Source organism: Pseudomonadota bacterium, from assembly GCA_037200975.1.
In the GTDB taxonomy this organism is placed as follows: Bacteria; Pseudomonadota; Gammaproteobacteria; order Steroidobacterales; family Steroidobacteraceae; genus CADEED01.
Genome location: JBBCGI010000001.1, coordinates 4,217,136 through 4,243,463, shown reverse-complemented (window position 1 = coordinate 4,243,463; position 26,328 = coordinate 4,217,136). Strand labels below are relative to the sequence as shown.

21 protein-coding genes and 1 other RNA gene are annotated in these 26,328 nt (G+C 63.7%); 10 read left to right on the top strand and 12 right to left on the bottom strand.

Annotation, left to right across the window (positions count from 1 at the left end; genetic code table 11):
- Positions 1-9: 9 nt before the first annotated feature.
- Positions 10-1,926 (bottom strand): ATP-dependent zinc metalloprotease FtsH, encoded by a 1,917-nt coding sequence (gene ftsH, locus WDO72_19005; protein ID MEJ0087764.1) that lies wholly within the window; start codon positions 1,924-1,926, stop codon positions 10-12.
- A 285-nt stretch (positions 1,927-2,211) separates the two neighbouring features.
- Between ftsH and WDO72_19000 the strand changes: the two genes are divergently transcribed.
- Both WDO72_19000 and WDO72_18995 read left to right on the top strand, forming a co-directional pair.
- Positions 2,212-2,511 carry a YhbY family RNA-binding protein gene (locus tag WDO72_19000; GenBank protein ID MEJ0087763.1) on the top strand — a complete coding sequence of 100 codons (300 nt, stop codon included), beginning with the start codon at positions 2,212-2,214 and terminating at the stop codon, positions 2,509-2,511.
- A gap of 111 nt (positions 2,512-2,622) precedes the next feature.
- Positions 2,623-5,274: an EAL domain-containing protein gene (locus WDO72_18995; GenBank protein ID MEJ0087762.1), complete on the top strand. Its 2,652-nt coding sequence runs from the start codon at positions 2,623-2,625 to the stop codon at positions 5,272-5,274.
- On the opposite strand, the gene WDO72_18990 is transcribed toward WDO72_18995, so the two are convergent.
- The 5 genes from WDO72_18990 to dapB form a co-directional block, all read right to left on the bottom strand.
- The gene (locus WDO72_18990) at positions 5,271-6,341 is read right to left on the bottom strand and encodes a DUF1080 domain-containing protein (GenBank protein MEJ0087761.1); all 1,071 of its coding nucleotides are present in this window, start codon (positions 6,339-6,341) and stop codon (positions 5,271-5,273) included. The genes WDO72_18995 and WDO72_18990 overlap by 4 nt on opposite strands.
- Before the next feature lie 24 nt (positions 6,342-6,365).
- Positions 6,366-6,842 (bottom strand): transcription elongation factor GreA, encoded by a 477-nt coding sequence (gene greA, locus WDO72_18985; protein MEJ0087760.1) that lies wholly within the window; start codon positions 6,840-6,842, stop codon positions 6,366-6,368.
- Positions 6,839-10,075 carry a carbamoyl-phosphate synthase large subunit gene (carB, locus tag WDO72_18980; GenBank protein MEJ0087759.1) on the bottom strand — a complete coding sequence of 1,079 codons (3,237 nt, stop codon included), beginning with the start codon at positions 10,073-10,075 and terminating at the stop codon, positions 6,839-6,841. Before carB ends, greA begins: the two co-directional genes overlap by 4 nt.
- Before the next feature lie 10 nt (positions 10,076-10,085).
- Entirely contained in the window at positions 10,086-11,255 is a 1,170-nt protein-coding gene (gene carA / locus WDO72_18975; GenBank protein ID MEJ0087758.1) for a glutamine-hydrolyzing carbamoyl-phosphate synthase small subunit, read from the bottom strand.
- Between the two features lie 250 nt (positions 11,256-11,505).
- Positions 11,506-12,315 carry a 4-hydroxy-tetrahydrodipicolinate reductase gene (gene dapB / locus WDO72_18970; GenBank protein MEJ0087757.1) on the bottom strand — a complete coding sequence of 270 codons (810 nt, stop codon included), beginning with the start codon at positions 12,313-12,315 and terminating at the stop codon, positions 11,506-11,508.
- Between the two features lie 71 nt (positions 12,316-12,386).
- Here dapB and WDO72_18965 point away from each other — a divergent pair, with 71 nt between their 5' ends.
- From WDO72_18965 to WDO72_18955, 3 genes are read left to right on the top strand one after another with little or no spacing between them, the layout of a single operon-like run.
- Positions 12,387-13,379: a Gfo/Idh/MocA family oxidoreductase gene (locus WDO72_18965; GenBank protein ID MEJ0087756.1), complete on the top strand. Its 993-nt coding sequence runs from the start codon at positions 12,387-12,389 to the stop codon at positions 13,377-13,379.
- Positions 13,380-13,390: 11 nt separating this feature from the next.
- Positions 13,391-14,899 (top strand): glycerol kinase GlpK, encoded by a 1,509-nt coding sequence (gene glpK, locus WDO72_18960; GenBank protein MEJ0087755.1) that lies wholly within the window; start codon positions 13,391-13,393, stop codon positions 14,897-14,899.
- 56 nt (positions 14,900-14,955) lie between these two features.
- Entirely contained in the window at positions 14,956-15,633 is a 678-nt protein-coding gene (locus WDO72_18955) for a phosphatase PAP2 family protein (protein MEJ0087754.1), read from the top strand.
- On the opposite strand, the gene dnaJ is transcribed toward WDO72_18955, so the two are convergent.
- The 4 genes from dnaJ to hrcA all read right to left on the bottom strand — a co-directional run bounded on the left by dnaJ (position 15,634) and on the right by hrcA (position 20,601).
- Positions 15,634-16,773, bottom strand: a complete 1,140-nt coding sequence (gene dnaJ / locus WDO72_18950; GenBank protein ID MEJ0087753.1) for a molecular chaperone DnaJ — start codon at positions 16,771-16,773, stop codon at positions 15,634-15,636.
- Positions 16,774-16,835: 62 nt separating this feature from the next.
- The gene (dnaK, locus tag WDO72_18945; GenBank protein ID MEJ0087752.1) at positions 16,836-18,773 is read right to left on the bottom strand and encodes a molecular chaperone DnaK; all 1,938 of its coding nucleotides are present in this window, start codon (positions 18,771-18,773) and stop codon (positions 16,836-16,838) included.
- A gap of 81 nt (positions 18,774-18,854) precedes the next feature.
- The gene (gene grpE / locus WDO72_18940) at positions 18,855-19,427 is read right to left on the bottom strand and encodes a nucleotide exchange factor GrpE (GenBank protein MEJ0087751.1); all 573 of its coding nucleotides are present in this window, start codon (positions 19,425-19,427) and stop codon (positions 18,855-18,857) included.
- Positions 19,428-19,542: 115 nt separating this feature from the next.
- The gene (gene hrcA / locus WDO72_18935; protein ID MEJ0087750.1) at positions 19,543-20,601 is read right to left on the bottom strand and encodes a heat-inducible transcriptional repressor HrcA; all 1,059 of its coding nucleotides are present in this window, start codon (positions 20,599-20,601) and stop codon (positions 19,543-19,545) included.
- Between the two features lie 118 nt (positions 20,602-20,719).
- On the opposite strand from hrcA, the gene WDO72_18930 reads away from it, so the two are divergent.
- Together WDO72_18930 and recN are read left to right on the top strand one after the other, a co-directional pair.
- Positions 20,720-21,613, top strand: coding sequence for an NAD(+)/NADH kinase (locus tag WDO72_18930; GenBank protein MEJ0087749.1), 894 nt, complete (start codon positions 20,720-20,722; stop codon positions 21,611-21,613).
- A gap of 3 nt (positions 21,614-21,616) precedes the next feature.
- Positions 21,617-23,326: a DNA repair protein RecN gene (recN, locus tag WDO72_18925; protein ID MEJ0087748.1), complete on the top strand. Its 1,710-nt coding sequence runs from the start codon at positions 21,617-21,619 to the stop codon at positions 23,324-23,326.
- A 16-nt stretch (positions 23,327-23,342) separates the two neighbouring features.
- Here the strand turns inward: recN and fur are convergent, their stop codons facing one another.
- The gene (gene fur / locus WDO72_18920; GenBank protein MEJ0087747.1) at positions 23,343-23,795 is read right to left on the bottom strand and encodes a ferric iron uptake transcriptional regulator; all 453 of its coding nucleotides are present in this window, start codon (positions 23,793-23,795) and stop codon (positions 23,343-23,345) included.
- A gap of 41 nt (positions 23,796-23,836) precedes the next feature.
- On the opposite strand from fur, the gene bamE reads away from it, so the two are divergent.
- Positions 23,837-24,394 (top strand): outer membrane protein assembly factor BamE, encoded by a 558-nt coding sequence (gene bamE / locus WDO72_18915; GenBank protein ID MEJ0087746.1) that lies wholly within the window; start codon positions 23,837-23,839, stop codon positions 24,392-24,394.
- A gap of 238 nt (positions 24,395-24,632) precedes the next feature.
- On the opposite strand, the gene WDO72_18910 is transcribed toward bamE, so the two are convergent.
- Entirely contained in the window at positions 24,633-25,067 is a 435-nt protein-coding gene (locus WDO72_18910; GenBank protein ID MEJ0087745.1) for a type II toxin-antitoxin system RatA family toxin, read from the bottom strand.
- A 57-nt stretch (positions 25,068-25,124) separates the two neighbouring features.
- Here WDO72_18910 and smpB point away from each other — a divergent pair, with 57 nt between their 5' ends.
- The gene (smpB, locus tag WDO72_18905; GenBank protein ID MEJ0087744.1) at positions 25,125-25,601 is read left to right on the top strand and encodes an SsrA-binding protein SmpB; all 477 of its coding nucleotides are present in this window, start codon (positions 25,125-25,127) and stop codon (positions 25,599-25,601) included.
- 93 nt (positions 25,602-25,694) lie between these two features.
- Positions 25,695-26,025: a transfer-messenger RNA gene (ssrA, locus tag WDO72_18900) on the top strand.
- Positions 26,026-26,328: the final 303 nt, after the last annotated feature.

The window sequence follows — 26,328 nt, the reverse complement described above, 5'->3', positions numbered from 1 at the left end:
TAACTACTCTTAATGCTGGCCCGCGGGGGAGCCAATCTTCGAGCCGCCGTCCGCCTCGCCCTCGGGGCGCTTCGGCGGCGGACTGCCGACAGAGTCATCCCAATCCGCGGGCGGTTTGGGCGCCTTGCCGTTCATGATGTCCTTGATCTGGTTCTCGTCGATCGTTTCGTACTTCACCAGCGCGTCGGCCATGATGTGCAGCTTCTCGAGGTTCGATTCGAGAATCTCCTTGGCGCGCTTGTAGTTCAGGTCGATCACGCGGCGGATTTCTTCGTCGATCGCATGAGCGGTGTCGTCGGACACCTGCTTGTGCTGCGTGACCTGGCGGCCAAGGAACACTTCGCCGTCCTCTTCCGAGTACGTGAGCGGGCCCAGCTTGGTAGACAGACCCCACTTCGTGACCATGCTGCGCGCAAGATCGGTGGCGCGTTCGATGTCGTTCGACGCACCCGTGGTGACGCCATCGACACCAAAGATGAGCTCTTCGGCCACGCGGCCGCCGAACAGCGAGGCAATGCGGCTCTCGAGCTGACGCTTGCTGGTGCTGTAGCGATCGCCTTCCGGCAGATACCACGTGAGACCCAGCGCGCGGCCACGCGGGATGATCGTCACCTTGTACACAGGATCGTGCTCAGGCACGGCGTAACCCACGATGGCGTGACCCGCCTCGTGATACGCGGTCATCTTCTTTTCCTGGTCGGACATGACCATGGAACGCCGTTCGGCACCCATGTAGATCTTGTCCTTCGCACGCTCGAATTCGTCCATGCCGACGATGCGTTTGTTCGCGCGCGCGGCAAACAACGCCGCTTCGTTGACGAGATTCGCCAGGTCGGCGCCAGAGAACCCAGGCGTACCGCGGGCGATGTAACCCGGCTTCACGTCTTCGCCCAGCGGGACCTTGCGCATATGAACGCGCAGGATCTGCTCGCGGCCGCGCACGTCGGGCAGCGGCACGACCACCTGGCGATCGAAGCGGCCCGGACGCAGCAGCGCCGGATCGAGCACGTCGGGACGGTTGGTGGCGGCGATGACGATGATGCCTTCGTTGCCCTCGAAACCGTCCATCTCGACCAGCAACTGGTTCAGCGTCTGCTCACGCTCGTCGTGACCGCCGCCCATGCCGGCGCCGCGATGGCGGCCGACCGCATCGATTTCGTCGATGAAGATGATGCAGGGAGCGTGCTTCTTCGCCTGCTCGAACATGTCGCGCACGCGCGAGGCGCCGACGCCGACGAACATTTCGACGAAGTCGGAACCGGAAATCGTGAAGAACGGCACCTTGGCTTCGCCCGCAATGGCACGCGCCAGCAGCGTCTTGCCGGTACCCGGCGAGCCCACCATGAGCACGCCCTTCGGAATCTTGCCGCCTAACTTCTGGAATTTGGAGGGGTCCTTGAGGAAGTCGACGATCTCGCCCACTTCCTGCTTGGCCTCGTCGACACCCGCGACATCCGCAAACGTGACGTTGACCTGGTCTTCACCCAGCAGGCGCGCGCGGCTCTTGCCGAACGACATGGCGCCACGGCCACCGGCCGAGCCCTGCATCTGGCGCAACATGTAGACGAATACGAGGATGAGCAGCAGCGCAGGCGCCAGCTGCAGCAGCAGTTGCATGAGGAAGTTGGGCTGCTTCGGCGGTTCGCCGCCGAAATCGACATTGGCCTTGACCAGCGCGGAGATGAGCGCGGTGTTCTCGGTCTCGGGGTTGAAGGCCTTGAACCGGGAATTGTCCTTGCGGACGCCGAGCACTTCGTCGCCGCGCAGAACGACCGATTCGATCCGGTTGTTGCGCAGGTCTTCGAGCACGGTCGAATACTTGACCTGAGTCGGTTCGCTGCCGGTGGGCACGTAGCGGCTGAAAACCACCACCATGACCATCACGATTACGACCCATAACAGGATATTTTTCGTCAGATCGTTCAAAGGTTTACCCCTAGCTCGGGAAGCGACCCGTCATGCAGGATTGCGGCCACGCTACACCATCCTAAAACCACTCGCCAGCAGGCAAAGCTCAGAACTGCTACCTGGGATGTGGCGGGTTCGGCGGACCGTACTTTGGTGAATGCCGGGCGCAACGCGCGCCCTGGGCGGTTTGATGGGCGCTATGCGAGTTGGTTTCAATGGCGGGCCGATGAAATCGCGCGCACACCTATTCCGCCGGCAGCTTTTCGACCTGCGCGTAGCCCGCAATCCTTACAATGCGGCCCCATGGAACTCTCAGAACGGCAGCGCAAGTATTTACGGGGTCTGGGCCACGCATTGAATCCCGTGCTGCTCATCGGCAACGCGGGTGTGAGCCCGGCGGTCATCGCGGAAGCCACCCGCGCGCTGCACGACCACGAACTCATCAAGGTGAAGTTTCGTGGGACCGAGCGTGAAGCGCGGGATGCCGGGCTCGCCGAGCTGGCCACCGCCACCCAGGCCGTCATGGTGCACCGGATCGGGCATACAGCCCTTTACTACAAACGCCGAATCGATCGACCCGGAATTGTGATCCCGGACGCATAAAGAGTCATTCGCGCTGGCCGATTCCTATCACAGGGGCGAGGATCGCCCGACGGGAGTTATTGCCGAACTTCCAGTGGCAGGCCGCTGGAATAAGTCGTATATCAATCAAACATGGCGGCTCAACACATTCGTTCGTTTGGGCGCGAAGCCGTGGCGGTCTATCTAGCCGCCGCGCTCATCGTGCTTGGAACCTGGGCCGCGTCCCGCTACCTCATCCTGCGCAAGTTCGAGAACATCGAACAGAACGAGGTCTCGCGCAGCATCGAAGTAATGCGCAAGGCGCTGGTCACCAAGAACACCGAGATCGAAACCGTCTCGCGTGACTTCGCGCGCTGGGACGACATGTATTCGTACGTGTCGACTCTCGACCCGAACTTCGAATACCAGAATTTCTCCGAAGCGGGCCTCGACGAGATGAACGTCGACCTCGTCTGGCTGCTCGATCCGAAGGAAAAACTGTTGTCTTCCTTCGAGAACGACACCGACGATGCGCGTTACCGCCATCCGGCCAGTCCCCCGATCATCGCGGAGATCGGACGGCTCACACCCATCGTGCGCACCGTGCTCGACCAGGAAGGCACGCTGCGGCTGGTGCAGATCAACGGCGTGCCGCACGTCATCGCTGCGCACACGGTCCTGCGCAGCGATCGCAGCGGCCCCGCGGGCGGCACGCTGGTATTCGCGCGCCGGATCGCCGCACCCGAGATCGCCAGCATCGGCGCCGATACGCAGCTCAACGTACATTTCGCGTTGCTCGACGATCGCTCGGTCGTGGCCGAAAAGCCCGAACTGCTCGTCGCGGCCGATGGCCGCCGCATCATCCGGCGCTCGGACAACATCATCGAAGGCCAGCTGCGCCTCGACACCATCGGCAACCATCCGCTGGCGGTGATGTACACGACGCTGCCGCGCTCGGTGATGCTGAGTGGCCAGCAGGGTGTGCGCTACCTGGTTGGCTGGGTGGCGCTACTCATCAGCATCGTCATTGCCGCCTGGCACGCTTACAGCGGCCGGCTCAAACGCACCTCTCAGCTCGCCGCCATCAACGAAACGCGGTACCGCGCGATCTTCGACCGCGCGGCTTCGGGCATCCTGCTGTTCGACCCCTCCTCGCGGCGTGTTCTCGACGCAAACCCCCAGGCGCAACGCCTCGTGGGGTCGTCGCTCGATGAGCTACGGCGCCGCGACCTCGCCACCATCTTCGATACGCCGGTGTCGCTGGCACCGGGCAAGGATCTCGACGACCCGGGCGAGACTCGCGCCGCGCAGGTGATCCGCGGTGACGAGGAACGCCGCGACGTGGAATTCACGATCGCGGATCTCGAACCGGGCACCGGCCGCGTGCATGCGATGCTGCTGCAGGACATCTCGCATCGGCGCGAAGCCGAGCGCCGCGCGCAGGAACACCAGCTTTCGCTGCAGCACCTGGCCACGCACGATGCATTGACCGGGCTGCCGAACCGCACGTATCTCAACGAAGAGCTGCCGCGCCTGATCGACGAAGCGGCGCGCCGCGGCGATTCGCTCTCGATCCTGTACATCGACTGCGACAATTTCAAGAACATCAACGATTCGCGCGGCCACTCCATCGGCGACGACTATCTACGCAGCGTTGCGCGCCGCCTGCGCGATTCCATCGCGAGCCCCGACCTCGTGGTGCGCATGGGTGGAGACGAATTCCTGGTGGTCACTCGCCACTACGGCCTCGAGCCCGACTGCGCGGCGATTGCGGAACGCGTGGCGGCGGCGCTGAAGAAGCCGGTTCGTCTCGGCGAAGCCACCTACTCGGCCACGACCAGCATCGGCCTGTCGGTTTATCCGCGCGATGCCACGACGATGAGCGAGCTGCTGCGTTCGGCCGATATCGCGCTGTACGAAGCGAAGGCGCGCGGCCGCGACAACGTGCAGATGTTCGACTCGGCCATGAACAAACGCGTGCACACGCGCCTGGCGCTCGAGCAGGATCTGCGCAGCGCCGTCAATCGCGAAGCCATCGAGATCCACCTGCAGCCGATCGTCGACATCCGCAGCGGCCGCCTCGTGTCGTTCGAAGCGCTCGCGCGCTGGAACGATCCGCGCCATGGATCGGTGCCGCCACTACAATTCATCGAAGTTGCCGAGGCATCCGACCTGATCGTGGAGCTGGGCGAATGCGTGTTCCGCAACGTGGCGCGGCAGATCGCGGCCTGGCAACGCGCCGGTCTCAAGCCCGTGCCGGTGGCCGTGAACGTCTCGGCCAAGCAGCTGAAACGCTCCAACCTGCCCGAGCGCCTCGTGGCGATCGCGCATGAATTCGACATCGCCCCGCACCAGATGGAAGTCGAGCTCACCGAAAGCGTCGCGATGCAGGATTCCGAGCAGCACGTGACCAAGCTGCATGCGTTGCGCGATCTCGGCGTGCGCGTGTCGGTCGACGACTTCGGCACCGGTTATTCGAGCCTCGCCTATCTACGCAACCTGCCGATCGACTACCTCAAGATCGACCGCACCTTCGTGCGCGACATGAACGTCGACCGCAACGATGCCGCCATCGTGCGCGCGATCATCAGCATGGCGCAGAGCCTGCACCTGGGCACCGTCGCGGAAGGCATCGAGACGCGCGAACACGCGTCGCAGCTGCTCGCGCTCGGATGCTCGACCGGCCAGGGTTATTACTTCGCCAAACCCATGCCGTCGCATGAAACCAATGAGCTGCTGCGCACGATGCGCGGTGGCACGCCGATGACGGCAAACCCGACGCTCGAGATCGTGCGCGTTTCCTAGTTGCCAGACTTCCCGGGCACCCAGAAATCCTTCCAGCCCAGGCCCGCGGCCTTGATCGCCTGCAGACGCGCCTTGAAGTGCGCCTCATCGACGCGGGTGGCGGCGCCCGCGCTGAATGCCACTTTCACTCCCGCGGCCTTCGCAGCCTGGAGCAGCGCGACGTCCGGCGCTTTGTCCTTGTCGACGACCACGAGGACGCTGCCCGGGATACGCAGGTAGTCTTCCGTCCTGAAGCTGCTGCCTGGTGTGATGCCGAGCCGGTGTACCTGGCTCCAGAATTCCGCGGCCTCGCCCACCGGCGGCGCAAGACCGAAATCGATGAGCGGAATATTGTCGTTCGATGCCTGCGTGACGAGTTCATCGAACTCGCGATCGGCCAACGGCACGAGGCCCGCCGGCGGCACCGCGTCGTTCGGCAGGATCTTAACCTTGATGTCCTTGTACTTCACGACGCTGCCCGGATCGTGCGCCTGCAGCGCGAACGTGCCCGAGCCTAACAATCTGCCCTTCTTGTCGGCCGGCCGGAAGGCATTCTCCGGTTCGGCGTATTCGCAGATCAGCTTGTCGTTGATGAAGGTCTGGATGGTTTTGCCGACCACGCGGATGCGGTAGTTGAACCACTCGTTGTCCGCGACCGGCGCCTGCCAGGTGTTGCGCACGGCATAAACGCTGCCGGTCATCTTGTGTTCGATGTAACCGTTCATCTTCTCGGCGGGCGGATTCGAGTTGATGACCTGCAACTCGTAACCTGCCTCGGGCCAGCCTGGCCCCTGCCACTTCGTGTGCACGTAGATGCCGCTGTTGGCTCCGGGCGAGGTCATCACCTCGGCCGAGAACTCGAAGTTCTTGAAGTCGTGTTTGCCGACCTTGCCGACGTAGAACAGATGTGCGCGCTCGCCATGCGAGACGAAGGCGCCGTCTTCAACCACCCAGGCTTCGGGGCGTTCCGCCGCTTTCCAGCCGGCGAGACTCTTGCCGTCCTGCAGCGCAATCCAGTCCTGCGCGAGCACCAGAGGACCGGCGGCAAGCGCCGCCACCGTGAACGACCATAACGCGAAACGCTTCATGCCCCACCCCTCTGCTGACGCTGACTAGACGTATCTGACTTCGATCACTTCGTAACTGTGTTTGCCGCCCGGCGCGACCACGTCGACGACGTCACCCACGCTCTTGCCGACGATGGCGCGCGCGATCGGCGAGGTGATCGAAATGCGGCCCGTCTTGATGTTGGCTTCGTCTTCGCCAACGATCTGATAGGAAATGCGCTTGCCGTCATCCTGGTCTTCGAGGTCGACGGTGGCGCCGAAGATGACCTTGCCCGTATTGGTGAGCGAGGCCGTGTCGATGACTTCGGCGGTCGAGAGCTTGGCTTCGATCTCGCCGATACGCCCCTCGATAAAACCCTGTTGCTCGCGCGCCGCGTGATACTCGGCGTTCTCCGAGAGGTCCCCGTGACTGCGCGCCTCCGCGATCGCCTTGATGACGCGCGGACGATCCTCGCCCTTCAGGCGTTTGAGCTCGTTGCGCAGCGCTTCGGCGCCGCGCAGCGTCATGGGAGTGCGTTTCATGACCGCGCCTCTTTGTGCAGGTCCTGGAGTTTGTTCACTTCGACCGAATCGAGATGGTCCAGAGCTTCGCAGGTTGCGAGCGCCCCGGCGAGCGTCGTGTAGTACGTCACCCGCTTGTGCACCGCCTCACGGCGGATGGAATTCGACTCCTTGATCGCCGTCTTGCCTTCCGTCGTATTCACGATCATCACGAATTCGTCGTTCTTGATCATGTCCACGATGTGCGGCCGGCCCTCGCGCACCTTGTTAGCGCGCCTGCAGGCGTACCCCGCATCGGTGATCGCCTTCGCGGTTCCGTCGGTGGCCGCCAGCTCGAAACCGTGTTCGATGAGCTTCCTGGCCAGCGTCACCGCGCCGGACTTGTCGCGCTCTCGCACGCTGATCAGAACCAGGCCGGAACGCGGCAGGGTGACCCCTGAACCGGCCTGGGCTTTGGCATAGGCTTCACCGAAGGTTCGGCCGGTGCCCATGACTTCGCCCGTGCTCTTCATTTCCGGACCCAGGATCGGATCGGCTTCCGGGAACTTGGTGAACGGGAAGACGGCTTCCTTGACGGAGAAGTAAGGCGGCACGATCTCGGTCGCGTTATCCATCGATTTCAGCTTGCGGCCGGTCATCACGCGCGCGCCGATCTTGGCGAGCGGAACGCCGGTCGCCTTGGAGACGAACGGCGCCGTGCGCGACGCGCGCGGATTCACTTCGAGCACGTAAATGATGCCGTTCTGGATGGCGAACTGGATGTTCATGAGACCGATGACCGACAGCGCCTTGGCGAGCTTGCGCGTCTGTTCGCGCAGCTCGGCCTGGATCTCCGCGGACAAACTATTCGGCGGCAGGGAGCAACCCGAGTCGCCCGAATGGACACCGGCCTGTTCGACGTGCTCCATGATGCCGCCGATCAACACGTCTTCGCCGTCGCAGCAGGCGTCCACGTCGACTTCGATGGCCACGTCGAGGAAGCGATCGAGCAATACCGGGCTGTCATTGGACACCTTGACGGCGGTCGTCATGTAGGTGCGCAGATCTTCTTCGTTGAAGACCACTTCCATGGCGCGGCCGCCGAGCACGTACGAGGGCCGCACAACCAGCGGGAACCCGACCGTGCGCGCCAACGCGACTGCCTGGTCTTCCGTGCGCGCCGTGGCGTTGGCGGGCTGTTTGAGCCCCAGGTTCTTCACCAGCACCTGGAAACGCTCGCGGTCTTCGGCCATGTCTATGGAATCGGGCGACGTGCCGATGATGGGCGCCCCCGCCGCTTCGAGCGCACGCGATAGTTTCAGCGGCGTCTGGCCGCCGTATTGCACGATGACGCCCTCGGGCTTTTCCTTCGCGATGACCTCGAGAACGTCCTCGAGCGTCAACGGTTCGAAGTACAGGCGATCCGAGGTGTCGTAATCGGTGGACACCGTTTCCGGATTGCAATTGACCATGATGGTTTCGAAACCATCCTCGCGCAGCTGCAACGCGGCGTGGACGCAGCAGTAGTCGAATTCGATGCCCTGCCCGATGCGATTGGGCCCGCCACCCAGGATCATGATCTTGCGCCGGTTGGTGGGCGCGGCCTCGCACTCTTCTTCGTACGTCGAATATAGATAGGCCGTCGACGTGGCGAACTCCGCGGCGCAGGTGTCGACCCGTTTGAAGACCGGGCGGATGTTGAGCGCATGCCGCTTGGCGCGGATGGCTTCTTCGCCAGTGCCGGTGAGCGTGCCCAGACGGCTGTCCGAGAAGCCCTTGCGCTTGAGGTCGCGCAAGCGATCGGAGTCGAGCGACGCGACGCCGCCGCTGCGCACCTGCGATTCCTCGTTGATCAACTCTTCGATCTGCGCCAGGAACCAGGGATCGATGTACGAAAGCTCTTCGATGCGCTCGCGCGACCAGCCCGCGCGGAATGCATCCGCCACGTACAGCAGCCGGTTCGGACCGGGCGCGCGCAGCTCGTAGGCAAGCTTGTCGCGCAACTCCTCGCTCAGCGGTTCCGTCACCGGTCCCGGCAGAATTTCGTTGAGACCGTCGAGGCCAGTCTCCAGACCGCGCAGCGCCTTCTGCAGCGACTCCTGGAACGTGCGGCCGATGGCCATGACCTCGCCAACCGATTTCATCTGCGTCGTCAAACGCGAGTTCGCCGCCGGGAATTTTTCGAACGTGAAGCGCGGGATCTTGGTGACGACGTAGTCGATGCTGGGCTCGAACGAGGCCGGCGTCGCGCCGCCCGTGATGTCGTTCTTGAGCTCATCGAGCGTGTAACCCACCGCCAGTTTCGCGGCGATCTTGGCGATCGGGAAGCCCGTCGCCTTGGAGGCGAGCGCGGACGAGCGCGACACGCGCGGGTTCATCTCGATGACCAGCAGGCGCCCGTCCTTCGGGTTCACGGCGAACTGCACGTTCGACCCGCCGGTCTCGACGCCGATCTTGCGCAGCACCGCGATCGACGCGTTGCGCATGCGCTGATATTCCTTGTCGGTCAGCGTCTGCGCGGGCGCGACGGTGATCGAATCGCCCGTGTGCACGCCCATCGGATCGAGATTCTCGATCGCGCACACGATGATGCAGTTGTCGTTCTTGTCGCGCACGACCTCCATCTCGAATTCCTTCCAGCCGATCACCGATTCCTCGATGAGCACTTCGGAGGTCGGCGATGCATCGAGCCCGCGCTCGACGATCTGTTCGAATTCCTCGCGGTTGTAGGCGATGCCGCCGCCCGAGCCGCCCATCGTGAACGACGGACGGATGACGCACGGAAAGCCGAGTGTCTGCTGGATCTCCTGCGCCTGCGGCAGCGTGTGCGCCACGGCCGCACGCGGGCACTCGAGCCCGATTTCCTTCATCGCGTTCTTGAACAGCTCGCGGTCTTCGGCCATGTCGATGGCTTCGCGGCTGGCTGCGATCAGTTCGACGCCATGCCGTGCGAGCACGCCTTCGCGCACCAGGTCGAGCGCCGTGTTGAGCGCCGTCTGGCCGCCCATCGTCGGCAACAAAGCATCGGGCTGTTCCTTCTCGATGATGCGCGCCACGGTGCGCCAGTTGATCGGCTCGATGTAGATGGCGTCGGCCATCTCAGGGTCGGTCATGATGGTCGCGGGGTTGGAGTTCACCAGGATGACCCGGTAGCCCTCTTCGCGCAGCGCCTTGCAGGCCTGCGCTCCGGAGTAATCGAACTCGCAGGCCTGGCCGATGATGATCGGGCCGGCGCCAATGATCAGGATGCTTTTTATGTCGGTACGTTTTGGCATGACTGGTTAGTTACTCGGCCTTCGCCCTGCGGGGGCCACGCAGCTTCTGCTGGAGCCGCCGCAACATGAGATGGACGAAGCGGTCGAACATCGCGCCCATTTCCTGCGGACCGGGGCTCGCCTCCGGGTGTCCCTGGAAGCTGAAGGCCGGCTTGTCGATGCGCGCGATGCCCTGCAGCGAACCGTCGAACAGCGAGCGATGGGTCGCCTTGAGCGTGGACGGCAGATCGCTTTCGTCGACCGCGAAACCGTGGTTCTGGCTGGTGATGAAGACGCGGCCGGTTTCGAGTTCCTGCACCGGATGATTCGCGCCGTGATGGCCGAATTTCATCTTCATGGTGCGTGCGCCGCTCGCGAGGCCGAGTAACTGGTGGCCGAGGCAGATGCCGAAGGTCGGCAGATCCGCCACCACCAGCGCGCGGATCGCCTCGATGGCGTAATCGCAGGGCTCGGGGTCGCCCGGGCCGTTCGACAGGAACACACCATCCGGGTCGAGCGAGAGAACTTCCTCGGCCGACGTCTGCGCGGGCACCACCGTCATGCGGCACCCGCGGTCCGACAACATGCGCAGGATGTTGCGCTTCACGCCGTAGTCGTAGGCAACGACATGCAGGCGCTGATGCGCGCGCATCACCGGACGATTCTCGGGCTGCCACAGGCTGCCCTCGTTCCACTGGTATTGCCGCTTGGTGGTCACGACCTTGGCGAGGTCCATGCCCTTGAGACCGGGGAATTTCTTCGCCAGGCGCACCGCCGCCGCGGGGTCCATCTTGTCGCCGGTCATGATGCACCCGGCCTGGGCGCCCTTCTCGCGCAGGATGCGCGTGAGCTTGCGCGTGTCGATGCCGGAGATGGCGACGACCTTGTGACGGCTGAGGAATTCGCGCAGGTCTTCGCTCTTGCGCCAATTGCTCGCGAGCGGCGGAACGTCCCTAACTACCAGCCCGGCCGCGTAGGCGGTCGGCGCCTCGAGATCTTCGGGCGTCGTGCCCGTGTTGCCGATGTGCGGATAGGTCAGCGTTACGATCTGTCGGGAATAGGAAGGATCGGAAAGAATTTCCTGGTAACCGGTCAGTGCGGTATTGAAAACAACTTCGCCAGTCGTGTTGCCCTTGGCGCCGATAGACTGGCCGCTGAAGATGGTTCCATCTTCCAGAGCCAGAACCGCGGTTATCGTCACGCGGAAACTCCCCTCGAGCCTGCTCGGACCCGATAAAAATGCGTCAAATGTGTGTTTGCTCTCCGCGCGGAGCGTACATGCACAAAGCGGGAGGAGTTCTCTCGAACATCCTCCCGCCCTGCGTTGGACTAACCCGTTTCGGATTAGGCGGCAATTTTACGAAGCGCGCCCCGGGGTGTCCACGAAACTTCTTGTTCGTTTCGCGGAAAAATTGCCCTGAAAGTTCTAATGACGAGCCTTGAAAAGTCGCTTAAGCGATTGTTTTTAATCCAAGTACGTTGGCCATTGAGTATCGGCCGGGCTTTTGTGCCGAAAGCCAGGCGGCCGCGCGGATAGCCCCCAGGGCGAAGATCGACCGATCCGTCGCCTCGTGACCCACGGTCAGGCGCTCCCCGGAACCGGCAAAAAGGACGGTATGGCTGCCCACGATGTCCCCGGCCCGGATCGAGGCAATACCGATTTCTCCACTGCGCCGCGCTCCCTGCCCGACGCGCCCCGACAAGGTGTCGGCATTGGGATCGAGTCCACGCGCCTTGGCGGCGCTGTCCGCCAGAGCGAGCGCCGTACCCGAGGGGGCGTCCAGTTTGTGTTTGTGATGTGCCTCGGAAATCTCGATGTCGAACTCCGGTGGCAATACGCTTGCCGCGATGCGCACGAGTTCCTGCGCGACCGCGACACCGATGGAGGTGTTAGGCGCGACCAGCACCGCGATGTCGCGCGCCGCCCCGGCAATCCGCGCTTCGAATTCGGCGCCATGACCGGTCGTGCCGATCACGATGGGAACCCGCGCGGCGCGGCAGACATTCAACGCGCGCAGGCTCAACTCCGGTCGCGAGAAATCGATCGCCACCTCGGCCTTGCCGAGATCGGGCGGCAGATCACCGAGCACGTGCACGCCGATCGCCTGCCCGCCGGCCACCTCGCCGATGTCAAAACCCGCCGACTTGCTACCGGGCGAGGCGATGGCGGCCACCACCTGCAGCGTTTTACTGGCGACGTTGGCGCGCACGATCGCGAGGCCCATCCGTCCCGTAGCACCGATCAACGCGGCTCTCGTCACACTTGCTCCCGTTCTCACTCTTGCGGCGACAGTGTGCCGCAGCGCGCGCAGTCGTGCGAGACTGCCGGCCCATGATACGCATCGGCATCCTCGGAGCGGCGCGAATTGCGCCGCGCGGAATCGTGACACCCGCCAACGCGCTGCTCGGCGCGGAAGTCGTCGCCATCGGTGCGCGCACTCTCGAACGCGCGCAGAATTTCGCCGCGCAACATTCGATACCCATCGCGTGCGGTAGTTATGAAGAACTGGTCGCCCGCGACGATATCGACCTCGTGTACGTGGCCTTGCCACCGTCGGCGCATCTCGAGTGGTGCACGGCAGCGCTGGCCAACGGCAAACACGTGCTCGTGGAAAAACCGTTCGCGAGCAATGCGCATGACGCGGCGCAAATGGTCGCGGCCGCGCGGGCCGCCGATCGCCATCTGCTCGAGGCCTTTCACTATCGCTTTCACCCGCTGTTCGAACGCGCCTTGTCGGCGCTGCGCGGCGGCAGCATCGGAAAAATCCGCCACATCGAAGCCATCTTCAACGCCTTGTTGCCCGACACGCCGGGCGAACTGCGCTACATCGAAGAACTCGGCGGCGGCGCGATGATGGATCTCGGTTGTTATTGCATGCACTGGATCCGCACGGTTGCTAACGATGAACCGACGGTCGTCAGCACGCAGGCGCGTTGCGGTACGCCGGGTGTCGATCTCGATATCTCGGCCGAGCTGGCATTCACCAGCGGCCCGACCGCCACACTCAAGTGTTCCATGCAACCGGAAGACGGCGTCCTGTTGCGCCGCCTGCGCGTGTTGGGTGACAAGGGCGTGCTCGAATTCGACAATCCTGTGTCCCCCCATGCGGGCGCAACCCTGTCGATAGAGACCGACGCGCCTTCGTTGCCACAGATCGTCTCCGGCGGCGACACCACGTTTCATTTCCAGCTGCGCCACGTCATCGAGGTGATCGAAGGGCGCGCCCAACCGCTGACCGGCGGCGACGATGCCATCGGCAACATGCGCGCGATCGACGCCGTCTACCGCGCAGCGGGCATGCGGCCGCGCGGCCTGGCCGCTTGATCGGCTGATCAATGAGGGCCGCGCGATACATTCTCGCGCTCGATCAGGGCACTACCAGCTCGCGCTCGCTGTTGTTCGACACCAGCGGTCAGGTTGTGGCGCAGGCCCAGCGGGAATTTACGCAGTACTTTCCGAAGCCCGGTTGGGTCGAGCACGACCCGATCGAGATACTCGATTCACAACTGATCACGGTCGCCGCGGTGTTGGAGCAGGCGCACCTCACGCCGCGCGACATCGTGGCGGTCGGCATCACGAACCAGCGCGAAACCACGGTGCTGTGGGACCGCGGCACGGGGCTGCCGGTGGCGCCTGCGATCGTCTGGCAGGATCGCCGGACTGCCGATACCTGCGCGGCGCTGCGCGCGTCGGGCATCGCCGGTGAGATCAGCGCGCGCACCGGCCTCCTGCTCGATCCGTATTTCTCGGGTACCAAACTCGCCTGGCTGCTCGATTCGGTACCGCATGTCCGGGCGCGCGCGGAACGCGGCGAGCTTGCGTTCGGGACGATCGACAGCTGGCTCATCTACCACCTGAGCGGCCGGCGTCACCACATCACTGACGCCACCAACGCGAGCCGCACGCTGCTGTTCAACCTCGAACAAGGCGATTGGGATGATCGGCTGCTCGAGCTACTGCGAGTGCCGCGCGCCTGCCTGCCGCGCATCGTCGATTCGAGCTTGCCCCTGGCCGTCGCACCACGGATCCACCTCGACGGCTACGAGTTGCCGGTGACGGGAATTGCCGGCGACCAGCACGCCGCGCTGTTCGGACAGGCTTGCTTCTCGCCCGGCATGGCCAAGAACACTTACGGCACGGGTTGTTTCGCGCTGATGAACACCGGCGATCGCCCGATGCGCTCGCGCAATCAGCTGGTGAGCACCGTGGCCTGGCGATGCGCGCGCACGCAATACGCGCTCGAAGGCAGCGTGTTCATGGCCGGCGCCATCGTGCAGTGGCTGCGCGACGGCCTCGGCATCATCGACCGCTCCGACGATGTCGAAGCCCTGGCGGCAAGCGTGCCAGACACCGGCGATGTGTACCTCATCCCCGCCTTCACTGGCCTCGGCGCGCCTCACTGGGATCCCCAGGCGCGCGGAACGCTGGTGGGCCTCACGCGCGGCAGTTCACGCGCGCATATCGCTCGCGCTGCGCTCGAGGCCATCGCATTCCAGACCGCGGACCTCATCACCGCCATGCAGGCCGATGCCGGGCAGCCCCTCACCGAGCTGCGCGTCGACGGCGGGGCCGCCCGCAATTCGTTGCTCATGCAGTTCCAGGCCGACTTGTTAGGCGTGCCGGTGCTGCGGCCGCGCAATACGGAGACGACGGCATTCGGCGCCGCGGCACTGGCGGGGCTTGGTTGCGGCTTCTGGTCTTCACAACAGGAACTCGCTTCGCTGTGGCAACTCGAGCGGAGATTCGAGCCGCGGATGAGCGCGACTGAAGCCGGCGCGCGGCGCGCGCGCTGGACTCAGGCGCTGGAACGCTCGCGACGCTGGGCGCAGGAGCCGACACCCTGACCTCTCGCACGACGAAGATTGCCGCTATCTCGCTCGCACTCATCGCCGCCTGCGGCGTGGGTTACTGGCAGTGGTGGGCGGACCGGACGCCGCATTTTCTGCCGGAAGACTCGAGCGCGTTCGTCGCCCTGTTTGCGCCGCCGGGCGCCAGCGATTCGCGGCAGACGCGGGCGGAACTCGACGAACTACTGGCGCTGCAGGCCGCGCGCACACCCGCCACCTTCGAAGCAGCGCGCGCCGATCGCAAGAAGGATATCCGGCAGTTCTATGGCGCCCTCGGAATCGATTCGTCGAACGATTCGTCGCTGGACGTATTGCGCGATTTCGTGGAGCGCGTCGAAACCGATGTCAGCATTTACGTGCGCGCCGCGAAGCTGCGCTTTGCGCGGCAGCGGCCCTATGTCATCGAGTCGCGGCTGAAACCCTGCACGGCCGGACTGGCCGACGATCAGTCGTACCCGAGCGGGCATGCGAGTTATGGGTACGTGGCCGCATTGGTGCTGGCCGACATGGCGCCTGAACGCCGCCAGGCGCTGCTGGCGAGGGCCGACGATTTCGCCCACCAGCGGATGGTGTGCGGCGTGCACTACGCCAGCGATATCGCCGCGGGCCGCCTGGCGGCCGAATGGCTGGTGCGGGAGTTCGCGAAAGACGCGGACTATCGCGCTGCCGAAACCCGGGCGGCCGCAGTGCTCCGCGCGGCGCTGAAACTGCCGCCGGCCTCGCCGCGGTAGCTAGGTAGGCTCGCTCGAGAAGAAACGCTTCACGCCCTCGAAGAAACTTTCGCCGCGCGGCGCGTGTTTGCTGGCGTCCTTCTTGAGGGTCTCCTCGAACTTGCGCAACATTTCGCGCTGTTCGCCACTCAAGTTGACCGGCGTTTCGACCACCACGGTGCAGAACAGGTCCCCGTGAGCGCCGCCGCGCACCGGCTTCACGCCTTTGCCGCGCAGGCGGAACTGCGTGCCGGACTGGGTTTCCGTCGGCACCTTGAGCGACACGTGTCCGTCCAGCGTCGGCACATCGATGCTGCCGCCGAGCACGGCGGTCGCGAAACTCACCGGCACCTCGCACAACAGATCGGCGCCTTCCCGATCGAAGATCTCATGGTCGCGTACGTGGACTTCGACATACAGATCGCCGGGTGGACCACCATTGCGTCCGGATTCGCCCTCGCCGCTCAGGCGAATACGATCGCCGGTATCGACGCCAGCGGGGATCTTCACGGCCAGCCGTTTACTGCGGCGCACGCGGCCCTGGCCGAGACAGCTGTCGCAGGGATTCTTGATGATGGTGCCGCTGCCACGGCACTTCGGGCACGGCTGCTGCAACTGGAAGAAGCCCTGCGAAATACGCACCTGCCCGACACCGTTGCAGGTTTCGCAGGTGACGGGTTTGTGCCCCTTGGCCGCGCCGCTGCCGCCGCAGGTCTCGCATTCGCTGAGCTTGGCTACGTCGATCTCGGCGGCGTAGCCGAACACCGCCTGGTTCAGGTCGAGCTCGAGTTCGTACTTGAGATCGGCACCGCGAAATACCTGCCGGCCGCCGCCGCGGCGCCCGCCACCGAAGATGTCGCCGAACATCTCGCCAAACATCTCGCCAAACGCGTCGCCGCCCTGGAAGCCGCTGCGGCCGCCGCCCTGGCGGTTCGCATCGATGCCCGCGTGGCCGTGCTGGTCGTAGATGGCGCGTTTGTCGGCCTCGGAGAGCACTTCATAAGCCTCTTTGGCTTCCTTGAAGTTCTCTTCGGCTTCCTTGTCCCCGGGATTGCGGTCCGGGTGATATTTCATGGCAAGACGGCGGTAGGCCTTCTTGACGTCGGCCTCGGTCGCGGTGCGCGGCAGATCCAGCACCTTGTAGTAATCGCGTTTCGACATTCTCCGCCCTTAAAGAAACAGGCTCCGCGCCCGGGGGCGCGGAGCCTAGCCAGCCGTAATGATCAGGCTTTCTTCTTGTCTTTCACTTCTTCGAACTCGGCATCGACGGCATCGTCGTTGGACTTTGCCTGCGCGCCAGCGCCAGCTTCGGCGCCACCGCCCGCTTCCGGACCCGCGCCACCTTGCGCGGCCGCCGCCTGACTCGCGATGTTCGAGGCCGCGGCCATGAGGGCCTCCGCCTTCTTGTCGATCGCAGCCTTGTCGTCGCCCTTGAGCACGCCGCGCAGATCCGACAGCGCGGACTCGACCTTGGCGCGTTCGCCGCCGTCGACCTTGTCGCCGAGATCCTTGAGCGATTTCTCCACCGCGTGCACCAGCTGATCGGCGCGGTTGCGGGAATCCACCAACTCGCGGAATTTCTTGTCTTCTTCCGCGTGCGCCTCGGCGTCGTTCACCATGCGCTTGATTTCATCCTCGGTCAGGCCCGAAGACGCCTTGATGGCGATCTTCTGTTCCTTGCCCGTGGCCTTGTCCTTCGCGCCGACGTGCATGATGCCGTTCGCATCGATGTCGAAGCTCACTTCGATCTGCGGCGTGCCGCGCGGCTGCGGCGGGATGTCGGTGAGATCGAACTTGCCCAGCGACTTGTTGTCCTGCGCGCGATCGCGCTCGCCCTGCAACACGTGGATGGTCACGGCCGACTGGCCGTCATCCGCGGTCGAGAACGTCTGCGACGTCTTCGTCGGGATGGTGGTGTTCTTCTCGATGAGCTTCGTCATCACGCCACCGAGCGTCTCGATGCCGAGCGACAGCGGCGTCACGTCGAGCAGCAACACGTCTTTGACTTCGCCCGCGAGCACGCCGCCCTGGATGGCCGCGCCGACCGCGACCGCTTCGTCAGGGTTCACGTCCTTGCGCGGCTCCTTGCCGAAGAAGTCCTTCACGTACTTCTGCACCAGCGGCATACGCGTCTGACCACCGACGAGGATGACCTCGGAGATATCCTGGGTGCCGACGCCCGCATCCTTCAATGCCGTGCGGCAGGGTTCGATCGTGCGCTTGACCAGGTCTTCGACCAGGCTTTCCAGCTTCGCGCGAGTCAGCTTGATATTGAGATGCTTGGGGCCCGACGCATCGGCCGTGATGTACGGCAGGTTCACGTCGGTCTGCTGGCTGGAAGACAACTCGATCTTGGTCTTCTCGGCCGCCTCTTTCAGACGCTGCACGGCCAGCGGATCCTTGCGCACGTCAACGCCCGATTCCTTGAGGAATTCGTCAGCCAGAAAATTGATGATCTTCATGTCGAAGTCTTCGCCACCGAGGAACGTGTCGCCGTTGGTAGACAGGACTTCGAACTGGCGCTCGCCGTCGATCTCGGCGATCTCGATGACCGACACGTCGAACGTGCCGCCGCCCAGGTCATACACCGCGATCTTGCGGTCCTTGCCGGATTTATCGAGGCCATAGGCCAACGCCGCCGCGGTCGGCTCGTTGATGATGCGTTTCACGTCGAGACCGGCGATGCGGCCGGCGTCCTTGGTGGCCTGGCGCTGCTGGTCGTTGAAGTACGCCGGCACCGTGATGACGGCCTCGGTCACTTCCTCACCGAGGTAGTCCTCGGCGGTCTTCTTCATCTTCATGAGCACGCGCGCGGAAATTTCCGGCGGCGCCTTCTTTTCGCCCTGGGCTTCGACCCAGGCGTCGCCGTTGTCGGCCTTGACGATCTTGTAGGACACCATGTTGATGTCTTTCTGCACGACGCCGTCGTCGAACTTGCGGCCGATGAGGCGCTTCACCGCGAACAAGGTGTTCTGCGGGTTCGTGACCGCCTGGCGCTTCGCCGACTGGCCCACGAGGACTTCGTTGTCCTTGGTGAACGCGACGATGGACGGCGTGGTGCGGTCACCTTCGCTGTTCTCGATGACGCGCGGCTTGCCGCTTTCCATGATGGCGACGCAGGAATTGGTGGTTCCCAGATCGATGCCGATTACCTTGCCCATATCGAATCTCCACTCACTCTTTTTGGGTATTGACCCAGTGCCCCCTTTCTGGAGGCCAGGGTTCTTCTTTCAAGAAGTTTTTTAAGCGTTGCCCTTGGCTGCGGACACCACCACACGGGCGGGGCGCAGCAATCTGCCATTCAACTGGTAGCCGCGCTGGATCACCGCCAGCACGGTATTTGGCGCGGCATCGCTGGGCTGCGCCAGCATCGCTTCGTGTTGTTCCGGATTGAAGGCCCCGCCCTCGGGATTGATCTCTTCGATCTGTGCCTTCTCGAAAGCCTTCGCCAAAAGACGCAACGTCGCGTTCTGTCCTTCAACCAGACTCGCGACGTCGGCCCTGGCGGCACCTTCCTTCTGGAAGGTGGCGATGCCGAGTTCCAGCGAATCCTTCACCGCGATCAGGTCCTGCGCGAATTTCTCGACCGCGTACTGGCGCGCGCTCTCGAGATCTTTCACGGCGCGCTTGCGCACGTTGTCCACGTCGGCCAGCGCGCGCAGGTATTGCTCCCAATGATTCTTGGCGCGCTCTTCGGAGGCGGCCAGGTCCTGTCGCAGCCGCTCCATTTCGACCAGCGCGACCGCCGTCTCGGGCAGCACCGTCGTCTTGTCCTCGGGACCAGCACCCAGTTGGTCGGCATTCGGATCCATCATCAAAAGACCTCGATGAAACAGTTAGTTACGTGCGGCCCAAAGCCTGCGCGGCTTTGTGGCTCCGCTTTCGGGTATTTCAAGGCAACCGGGGAAAAGAAACTATCGGAGCCCGCCGTTATCGCCGTGCGAGGGCCGCCCCAAGGATCTTGGCGGTGACATCGACGATGGGGATCACACGCTCATAGGCCATACGGGTCGGGCCGATGACACCGATCACGCCTACGACTTCATTGTCGGCGCTGTAGGGCGCGGTGATCACACTGCAGTCGTCGAGGATGCGAAAGCCCGATTCCTGCCCGATGAAGATCTGCACGCCATCCGCGCGCAGGCTGTGATCGAGCAGGTTGAGGATGTCGCGCTTCTCGTTGAAAGCCTCGAACAGGCGCCGCAGTTTGTCGACCGACGACAACTCACCGGCGCCCATCAGATTGGTTTCGCCGGCCATGACGAATTCCATGCCACGCGCTTCGTCACCTTTGAAGACGTGTTCGGCCACGTTGATCGCGTCCTTCATCGCGAGGTTCATCGTCTCCCGCGTTTCCTGCATCTCGCGCAGGATGTCCTGCCGCACCTGCGACAGCGTCTTGCCACGGCAGCGCTCGGTCAGGAAATTCGCGGCGCGGCGCAACTCATCGGCGGAGTGATAACGCTCGAGCTGGATGATGCGGTTCTGCACTTCGCGGTCGTTGAACACGAGCACGACCAGCGCGCGATTGTCCGAGAGCCCGACGAATTCGATCTGCGAAATGGAAGCCTGCTGCGTGCGCGGCAAAGTCACGACCCCGGCCAGGTGCGTGACGTTGGACAACAATTGCGAGGCGGCCGCGACCAGCGCCTTGGAATCGCCGCGCGAGGCGTCGAGCTGGCGACGGAATTCCGCGAACGCAGGATCGTCTTCGACGGGTGTGCGCGCCTTGAGCAGGGAATCGACGAAAAAGCGATAACCCTTGTCGGTAGGTACGCGACCTGCGGACGTGTGAGGAGAGCTCACGAAGCCGAGCTGTTCGAGGTCCGCGACGATGTTGCGAATGGTGGCCGAGGACAGCGCCAGGCCCGATTCGCGGGACAGGGAACGCGATCCCACGGGCTGCCCGTCCCGGATGTAGCTGCCGACGAGAACCCGGAGCAGTAGCTGTTCGCGCTCGGACAATGCGTCGTCGGAAGGTTCATTCACGGCGTCGAAGCTACTGAGCGGGCATCTGCACGTCAAGAAACTCGAGTCCGCGCGATTCGGCAGTTTTCGATGTGATTCAGTGCATTGGCCGCCCGTGTGGCCCGTGCTACAAAGCAACATGCCTTTACCAGTGCAGGCTTGCGCGCTCATAGGCCGGTTCAGCGATGCACGCGTCGCCGAATCCGCATTGACGTTGCTACCGCATCTGAAAAAGCGCGGGGTCACGGCACTGTTGCCCGTCGATGACCCACTCCAGGCGTCGGCCGATCTGGTGACACGACTTCCGGAGGAAGAAATCGCCGCGCGCGCCGATCTGGTCATCGCCATCGGCGGCGACGGCACGCTTCTTTATGCCGCTCGCCTGGTCGCCCATCGCGGCGTACCACTCATCGGCATCAATCGCGGCAGACTGGGATTTCTCACCGACGTGCTGCCGCAGGACATGCTCGAGTCGGTAGACGCCGCGCTCGAAGGCCGGTGTGAGCGCGACGAGCGGGCGTTGCTCGAAGCACGAATCGTCGGGCCGCGTGGAATCATCACCAGCGCTCTCGCGCTCAACGATGTCGTGCTGCAGAAATGGGAAACCGGGCGCATGCTCGATTTCGAAACCTGGATCGACGGTGTTTACGTGAACACCCATGGCGGCGACGGCCTGGTCGTGGCGAGCTCCACCGGCTCGACGGCTTATGCCCTTTCCTGCGGCGGCCCGATCGTCGCGCCCCATCTCGATGTGCTGGTCGTCGCGCCGATCTGCCCGCATACGCTGTCCGACCGCCCGATCGTGGTTTCCGGCCGCTCGACCATCTCCATCAAACTGATCGACCGCCCGGATACCCGGGCCCAGGTGACCGCCGATGGCGTCGCGCTCGGCGAACTGGTGCCCGGCGACAGGCTGGAAGTTCATCCGACTGCGCAGAAGATCACGCTGCTGCATCCAGACAAGTTCGAGTATTACCGCCTGCTGCGTTCCAAGCTCCATTGGGGACGGGGCGGATTCAACAAATCCGAGTGAGCCATGCTGACCCATCTGCAGATTCGTGACTTCGCCATCATCGACTCCCTCGAGCTCGAATTGCGTGCCGGACTGACCGTGCTCACGGGCGAAACCGGGGCCGGCAAATCCATCGTCGTCGATGCGTTGGCATTGCTGGCCGGCGGCAAGGGCGGCGCGGAAGTAGTCAGGGCTGGCGCTGAGCGCGCCGAGCTATCGGCCACCTTCGACATCGGCGGCAGCGCGGCGGAGCTGCGCGAAATCCTCGCCGAACAATCGGTGGAAATCACCGACGATGAACTCACCGTCCGCCGCGTCATCGCGAATGACGGGCGTTCGCGCGGCTATCTGAATGGCGTGTCGGTGCCGCTGCAGCTGTTGCGCGACGTCGGCGGCCTCATCGTCGATATCCATGGCCAGCACGAATTCCAGTCGCTGACACGCGCCAGCGCGCAGCGTGAGCTGCTCGACGATTTCGGCGAAAACATCGAGCTCGCGGGCAAGGTGCGTGAGGCGCACAAGACCTGGCTCGCACTCGTGAACCGCACGGCTGAGCTCGAAGGCAAGGCGCGTGACCGCGATTCGCGCAGCGAGCTGCTGCGATTCCAGGTGGGAGAACTCAAGGCGCTCGATCTCAAGGAAGGCGAAGTCGGCCCGCTGACCGAAGAACGCGCGCGGCATTCCAACCGCGGGCGCCTCGCCGAAGCCGCACAGGCTGCGGTGGCCCTGCTCTACGATTCCGATGACGGCAGTTCGCACGCCACGGCGTCCCGCGCGCTGGCGGGCATCAAGACCTTGTCGAGCGTTGATCCGCGCCTCGCCAAGGTCGTGCCCATGGTCGACGAGGCCACCATCCAGATTCGCGAAGCGGCGCGTGAGCTTTCGCGGTATCTCGAAACGCTGGACATCGACCCCGCCCGGCAGGAAGAAGTCGAGCGGCGGCTCGCGGCGGTCGAAGAACTCAGCCGCAAACATCGGGTGCCGGCAGGCGAACTCAGCGCGCTCGGCACCAAGCTCGAGAAAGATCTCGCCGAACTCGAAAGCGCCGACAACAACCTCAACCTGCTCAAGAAGCAGCAGGCCGAGTCGCTCGAATCCTATCGAAAGCTCGCCACGCAGCTCACCGCGGGCCGCCAAACCGCGGCGCGCGCGCTTTCGAAAGACATCACCGCGCGTATGCAGACATTGGGAATGGCCGGCGGGCGTTTCCTCATCGACATCAGCCAACCGACCGGTGAGCCGGCTGCGCAAGGCTTCGATGCCGTCGAATTTCGCGTCACCGCGAATCCCGGCCAGCCGCTGCGCCCACTCGCCAAGGTTGCCTCGGGCGGCGAGCTGGCGCGGTTGTCGCTGGCTGTGCAGGTTGCCTGCGCCGCGAAGGACTCGCGTTGCATGGTGTTCGACGAGGTGGATTCGGGAGTCGGCGGTGCGGTCGCCGAAATCGTCGGCCGCGAATTGAAAGCGCTCGGCTTCTCGGGCCAGGCAATTTGCGTGACCCACCTGCCGCAGGTCGCGAGCCAGGGGCACCATCATCTGCGCGTCGCCAAACTCACCGACGGCAAGACCACCCGCACGGCGATCTCCGAACTCACCATGGACGAACGCGCCGAGGAACTCGCACGGATGTTAGGTGGGCTCGAAGTGACCGGCAAAGCGCGGGAACACGCGCGTGAGATGCTGCACTTGGCTGGCAATCCCGATCAGAAGGCGCGGGGCGGAAAGCGCAAAGCCTGAGACGCGCTTACGCGGCTCAGCTGTTCCTGGGCTGGACCTTCTGCTCGCCCTTGAACGAAGGGCAGCCCGGCTTGTGGCAATGGCCGTACAAGGTCATCGCGTGATCGCGTAACTCGTACCCGAGGCGTTCCGCGATCTCTTTTTGCCGCTCCTCGATCTCGTCATCCATGAACTCTTCGACGCGGCCGCAGTCCAGACACACGATATGGTCGTGATGCGTACCCTGGTTGAGCTCGAACACCGCCATGCCGTCTTCGAAATGATGCCGCGAGACCAATCCCGCGGCCTGGAATTGCGTGAGCACGCGATAAACCGTCGCGAGGCCGATGTCCTCGTTCGATTCGATCAGACGTTTGTAGATGCCTTCGGCGGACATGTGGCGGGTCGGACTGCCCTCGAGGATTTCGAGGATCTTGAGTCGGGGCCCGGTGACTTTGAGTCCGGCCTTGCGCAGGTCTTTGCTTTCCAAGCCAGAGGTCTCCAGAAAACGATGCGGTATGATGCGCCACCATGAAACGCCTTGCACTATCAACCATTTTGCTCGCCACTGGCGCGCTCCTCGCCTCCGGCTGCGTCTACCGGATGAGCATCCAGCAGGGCAACTACCTGGTCGCCGAATCGGTGTCCCAGCTCAAGGAAGGAATGACGCGTAGTCAGGTGCGGTTCCTGCTCGGCACTCCGATGGTGCCGGATGCATTCAACGACGACCGCTGGGACTACTACTACTTCTTCAGCTCGCGGCATCAGAAGGAGCCGCTCAAGCGGCGCCTGACCGTGTATTTCGCCGACGAGAAAGTCGCGCGCTACGAAAACCTCGGGGTTCCCACCCAGTCGGATCTCGAGCAGGTCGACCGCGACCTGCGCAAGGCGCTTGCGGAAACCAAGAAGAAGCGCGAGAAGCCGAGTTTGTGGAAACGCATCTTCGGTCGCGACAAACCCGCCGCGGAAACCGCTAGCGATTCGACGTCTTCGGAGTCGAAGTCGCGGGCCGAGCAGGCGCCGGACCCCGTGCCGCCGCCCGCTCCCGCTGTACCCGCGCCCGCCGGGATGCCTTCGGGTCAGCAATAAGCGGTCGATAGATTTCGACGCGATCCCCGTCGCGCAGCTCTGTATCGCGCGCGCACAGTTCGCCGAAGATTCCCACCTCCGCGTCCCACGGCACCTGCAGCGCACCGGCCTGTGCATGCGCGGCGGCGAGTGCATCGCCGACTGTCGCGGCATCGTCGATCTCCACCTGCCAGTGCCACTGGCGAGCGGGGGTGGCGAAGACGACGGTGCAGCGTTTCATTCCAGTCAGGCCTTGGAGCTAGCTAGCCTTCGACTCGCGCGCGCGTATGACGAATGCATCCACCAGCGACGCGGCGGTGTCCTCGAACAACGGTGCGAACAGCGCATTGGTGACGCGGTTCGCCAGCTCGAAGCGCATCTCCAGCTCGACGCGGCAACCCAGATCGCCGAGCGCGGTGAAGGTCCACAAGCCCTCGAGCACGCGGAACGGACCGCTGACGAGCTGCATGAGCACGCGTTTGTCGGGTTCGAGCAGATTTCGCGTGGTGAATTCGGATTTGACCGGCCCTCGTTTGATCGTGAGCGTGGCGACAATTTCGGCTTCCTTGCGCGCGTCAACGCGCGCGGCCGTGCACCACGGTACGAACTCCGGATAACGCTCGATGTCGTTGACGAGCGCGTACATACGCGCCGGCGATTCCGCGATTAGCGCCGAGCGTTTGACTTCACGCATGCCCCAAATCTAAAGGAAAGTCGGGTCGCACGGGTACAATGACGGCCTCCGGAACCCATGAACAAGCCAGTCAAAAAAGATCCCGAGCGCCTGATCGCCGAGAACCGCCGGGCGCGTTACGACTATTTCATCGAGGAACGGCTCGAGGCTGGTCTCGTGCTCCAGGGATGGGAGGTCAAGTCGATGCGGGCGGGCAAGGCGCAGGTTGCCGAGGCCTATGTCTATCTCAAGGAAGGCGAGGCGTTCCTGTTCGGCGCCAACATCACGCCGCTCAAGACGGCGTCGACTCACGTGGTCCCAGAACCCCTTCGCACGCGCAAACTACTGCTCAACAAGGCGGAGCTGTCGCGCCTGATCGGCAGCGTCGAGCGCAAGGGCTACACGATGATCCCGCTCGACCTGCACTGGAAGGGTGGCAAGGCGAAGCTCGAAATCGGCCTCGCCAAGGGCAAGAAGCAGCACGACAAGCGCGCCACCGAGAAGGACCGCGACTGGGAGCGGAACAAGGGCCGCATCATGCGCGGCCGCGGCTAGGCACCGGAGAATCCGGCAACCCGCGGGCCGGCTGCCAACTTGCAGCGATCACACGCGGCTCCATGTATGCTTGCGCGGCTTTCTACGGGGGCGACCGGTTTCGACGTGGGTTGTGAACCGTAAGAGGCGTACCGAGGCGCATGGCCCTCGTTAATAACTTTGCACTTTACAGTTGCCAACGACGACAACTACGCACTAGCCGCCTAATCGCGGTTGCCCTCAGACCAGTTGGTGCCTATGCCACTGAACCTGGGGTAGCGCTCATAGGATCGCGTTTCCGTGTGCTACTGGCGGAATCGTTAAGAGTCACAGTCGCTGGCCGAGCGTTTTCCCTGCTCTTCGGGTAGCGTGAGGCGAGAAAATAAAGAAGCAGCTACGTACGTAGAGTCTTACGTCTAACGCTTGCGGACGCGGGTTCGATTGATGCAAAGGATTGCAATGGTCGCCTTTGCTCGTAAGGGCAAAGTGATAACGGGGCTCATTCGGTGAACCCTGCCGTCGCGCAAGCGACGTGGCAACGCCGAGCGGTGATACGGGGCCAACTCGTTTTGCCGTGTAGAGACTCATGGACTGGCTGAGCCGAAATCGGCGGAGCCGGCACCAGGATCCGGATCGAAAGAAACGGATAAGACGCCCCGCATCCTTGGCTGCGCGCAAGCGCCGCGAAGGATGAAGGCATAGTCCAGGCCTTCTCGAAAGAGAGGGAACAACTGTCCCGCCGCCTCCA

Excerpts from the sequence above, each read along its gene's own strand:
- greA (MEJ0087760.1), bottom strand. The coding sequence starts at position 6,842 with ATGAAACGCACTCCCATGACGCTGCGCGGCGCCGAAGCGCTGCGCAAC.
- dnaK (MEJ0087752.1), bottom strand. The coding sequence starts at position 18,773 with ATGGGCAAGGTAATCGGCATCGATCTGGGAACCACCAATTCCTGCGTC.
- carB (MEJ0087759.1), bottom strand. The coding sequence starts at position 10,075 with ATGCCAAAACGTACCGACATAAAAAGCATCCTGATCATTGGCGCCGGC.
- WDO72_18995 (MEJ0087762.1), top strand. The coding sequence starts at position 2,623 with ATGGCGGCTCAACACATTCGTTCGTTTGGGCGCGAAGCCGTGGCGGTC.
- WDO72_18910 (MEJ0087745.1), bottom strand. The coding sequence starts at position 25,067 with ATGCGTGAAGTCAAACGCTCGGCGCTAATCGCGGAATCGCCGGCGCGT.
- dnaJ (MEJ0087753.1), bottom strand. The coding sequence starts at position 16,773 with ATGTCGAAACGCGATTACTACAAGGTGCTGGATCTGCCGCGCACCGCG.
- glpK (MEJ0087755.1), top strand. The coding sequence starts at position 13,391 with ATGAGGGCCGCGCGATACATTCTCGCGCTCGATCAGGGCACTACCAGC.
- WDO72_18965 (MEJ0087756.1), top strand. The coding sequence starts at position 12,387 with ATGATACGCATCGGCATCCTCGGAGCGGCGCGAATTGCGCCGCGCGGA.
- WDO72_19000 (MEJ0087763.1), top strand. The coding sequence starts at position 2,212 with ATGGAACTCTCAGAACGGCAGCGCAAGTATTTACGGGGTCTGGGCCAC.
- WDO72_18990 (MEJ0087761.1), bottom strand. The coding sequence starts at position 6,341 with ATGAAGCGTTTCGCGTTATGGTCGTTCACGGTGGCGGCGCTTGCCGCC.
- grpE (MEJ0087751.1), bottom strand. The coding sequence starts at position 19,427 with ATGATGGATCCGAATGCCGACCAACTGGGTGCTGGTCCCGAGGACAAG.
- bamE (MEJ0087746.1), top strand. The coding sequence starts at position 23,837 with ATGAAACGCCTTGCACTATCAACCATTTTGCTCGCCACTGGCGCGCTC.
- smpB (MEJ0087744.1), top strand. The coding sequence starts at position 25,125 with ATGAACAAGCCAGTCAAAAAAGATCCCGAGCGCCTGATCGCCGAGAAC.
- WDO72_18930 (MEJ0087749.1), top strand. The coding sequence starts at position 20,720 with ATGCCTTTACCAGTGCAGGCTTGCGCGCTCATAGGCCGGTTCAGCGAT.
- recN (MEJ0087748.1), top strand. The coding sequence starts at position 21,617 with ATGCTGACCCATCTGCAGATTCGTGACTTCGCCATCATCGACTCCCTC.